This is a genomic window from Dyella flagellata (genome assembly GCF_030160275.1).
In the GTDB taxonomy this organism is placed as follows: domain Bacteria; phylum Pseudomonadota; class Gammaproteobacteria; order Xanthomonadales; family Rhodanobacteraceae; genus Dyella_B; species Dyella_B flagellata.
Genome location: NZ_BSOA01000017.1, coordinates 1 through 3251 on the forward strand (window position 1 = coordinate 1; position 3251 = coordinate 3251).

At 64.8% G+C, this 3251-nt stretch carries 1 protein-coding gene; it reads left to right on the forward strand.

Annotation, left to right across the window (positions count from 1 at the left end; genetic code table 11):
• Positions 1-3251: AMP-binding protein (locus QQJ96_RS10340; protein ID WP_284331919.1), on the forward strand; the 3251-nt coding region annotated here is incomplete at both ends.

Consider the following 3251-nt stretch of genomic DNA (forward strand, 5'->3'; position numbering starts at 1 on the left):
CAGGTGACCGTGCTCAACCAGACCCCGTCGGCGTTCTATGCGCTGATGCAGGCCGAGCGCGACCAGCCGCAGCTGGGCCAGGCGCTCGCCTTGCGTTACGTGGTGTTCGGCGGCGAGGCGCTGGAACTGGGTCGCTTGCGCGACTGGTATGCACGACATACCCCGCAGCAGCCACAACTGGTCAACATGTACGGCATCACCGAAACCACGGTGCACGTCACCTACCTGGCGCTCGATCAGGCGCTGGTCCAGGCACGGGCGAACAGCCTGATCGGACGGGCGATCCCGGATCTACAGGTCTACGTGCTGGATGCGTCCTTGCAGCCGCTGCCGGCGGGCGTGGCCGGCGAGCTGTATGTGGCCGGCGCGGGCCTGGCGCGGGGTTACCTGCGCCGCCCGGGCTTGAGTGCCGAGCGCTTCGTGGCCAATCCCTTTGGCGCACCGGGCAGTCGCATGTATCGCACCGGCGATGTCGCGCGCTGGCTGAGCGATGGCAGCCTGGACTTCGTGGGCCGTGCCGACAGCCAGGTGAAGATTCGCGGCTTCCGCATCGAGCTGGGCGAAATCGAAACCTGCCTCCTACAGCAACCCGGCGTGGCCCAGGCCACCGTCCAGCTGCGCGAAGACCACGCCGGGCACAAGCAACTGGTCGGTTATGTGGTGCCGGCCCAGGCGCAAAACCTGGATACGGCCGCTTTGCGTCGCAGCCTGTCGGAGCAATTGCCCGATTACATGCTGCCGGCCGCACTGGTCATATTGGAAACCCTGCCGCTGACCGTCAACGGCAAGCTCGATCGCAAAGCGCTGCCCGCGCCGGCCGGCGCCGATTTCGCCAATCGCAGCAAAGAACCGCCACAAGGCGAGATCGAAATCGCCCTGGCAGCGTTATGGCAGGAATTGCTTGGCGCGGAATACATCGGACGGTGCGATCACTTTTTTGAACTTGGCGGCGATTCGCTGCTGGCGATCCGCTTGATGGAGCGCCTGCGCCGGATGGGCCTGGCAACCGAAATCCGCACTTTGTTTACGGCCCCTACGCTGGCCGCCTTGGCGGCCACGCTCGGCAGCTATCGCGAAGTGCCGGCGCCAGCCAACTCGATCACGCCCGATTGCGTGGCACTCACCCCTGACATGCTGCCGCTGATCGATCTGACGCAGGCGGAGATCGATGCCATCGTGGCACGCGTGCCGGGCGGCCTGGCCAACGTGCAGGACATCTATGCACTATCGCCGTTGCAGGAAGGCATTCTATTTCACCACTTGCTGGATGGCGAAGGCGATCCCTATTTGCTGCTGGACGTGATGGCCTTCACCGACCGTGCGCTGCTGGAGCACTACCTCAAGGCCGTACAGCATGTAGTGAATCGCCACGACATTCTGCGCACCGCCTTCCACTGGGACGGTCTTGCCGACGCGGCGCAAGTGGTGCTGCGCGAAGCACCGCTGCCGGTGCAAGAGCTGACGTTGAATCCGCAGGACGGCGATATAGTTGAACAGTTGCAGCGGCGTTTCGACCCTCGCCGCCATCGCCTCGATCTGGGCAGTGCGCCGTTGCTCCGCTATGTTGTTGCGCACGATCCGATGCATGAGCGCTGGCTGCTGTTGCAGCACATGCATCATCTGATCGGCGATCACTCCACGGTGGAAACGCTGCAGGCGGAAGTGAAAGAAGTGCTGGCGGGCCGCGCCGACGCGTTGGAACCACCGCAGCCATTCCGCAATGTCATTGCACAGGTGCGCCTGGGGCTGCCGGCAACCGAGCATGAGCGCTTCTTCCGCGACCAGCTGGCGGACATCGACGAGCCGACCCTGCCGTTCGGCTTGAGTGACGTACAACGCGATGGTGCCGCCGTGTTAGAGGCTCATCGCATGCTGCCGCAAGACATGCATGATCGATTGCGTGCGCAAGCGAGGCTGCTGAACGTCAGTCTGGCGAGCTTGTGCCATCTGGCCTTTGGGCAGGTGGTCAGCAAGACCAGCGGCCGCGAGCAGGCGGTATTCGGCACCGTGCTGTTCGGCCGCATGCATGCGGGTGAAGGCGCCGACCGGGCGATGGGTCTGTTCATCAATACCCTGCCCTTGCGCCTGGACATGGGCGATATCGACCTCGCCACCGCTGCGCGGCAGACACATGTGCGACTGGCCGACCTGCTGCGTCACGAGCATGCGTCACTGGCGCTTGCGCAGCGCTGCAGCGGCGCCACACCTCTATTCAGTGCGCTATTCAACTATCGGCATATAGCAGGCAACGGCCAGGCCATCTCGCCCAATCCCGCCGAGGCCACGCATCTGCTGGCCGCACATCCGGTGGAGGGTGTCTCCTGGCTGCATGGCGAGGAGCGCACCAACTATCCCGTCACGCTGTCGGTCGAAGATTTTGGTCATGCGCTGGGCTTGACCGCGCAAGCGGTTCACCCGCTCGACCCGGCACGCATCTGCGGTTACATGCACGAAGCGCTGCGTAACCTGCTGCACTGGCTGGAACACGCGCCGCATACACCGGTAAGACAGTGGAGCATTCTTGCCGCAGACGAACGGCAGCAGCTGCTGGTGGACTGGAATGCCACGGATCGCCCCCAGGCGGAAGGCACCTTGGCGCAACGTTTCGCCGAACAGGCCGCACGCACACCACTGGCCGTCGCGGCCACGGCCGGCGAGCAATGGCTGACCTATCGCCAGCTCGACGCGCGCGCCAATCAACTGGCCCACCAGCTGCAAGCCTGCGGCGTCGGTCCGGAAAACATGGTGGCCTTGTGCGTGGAACGTTCGCTGGACGTACTGGTCGGCGTGCTGGGCATTCTCAAGGCCGGCGGCACCTATGTGCCGCTGGAACCGCGCTATCCCGCCGAGCGCCTGGCCTTCATGCTGGCCGATACCCAAGCTCGCGTGATCGTGACGCAATCGGCACTGGCCGAACGCTTGCCGCCGCATGAGGCGCACGTGCTGCGATTGGATGGCGATGCCGGGCGTATCGCCGCGCAGCCGAGCACGCCACCGGCCGTGCGCGCACAGGCCGACCAGCTCGCCTATGTGATGTACACCTCCGGCTCCACCGGCACGCCCAAGGGTATCGGTGTCACGCATCGCAATGTGCTGGAACTGGCGATGGATCGGCGCTGGCACGGTTCATCGCAACAGCGTGTGCTGATGCATTCGGCGCAAGCCTTCGATGCGTCCACCTACGAGATCTGGGTGCCGCTGCTGGCCGGCCAGCAGGTCATCATCGCGCCACCCGGCGAGGCCGATATCCG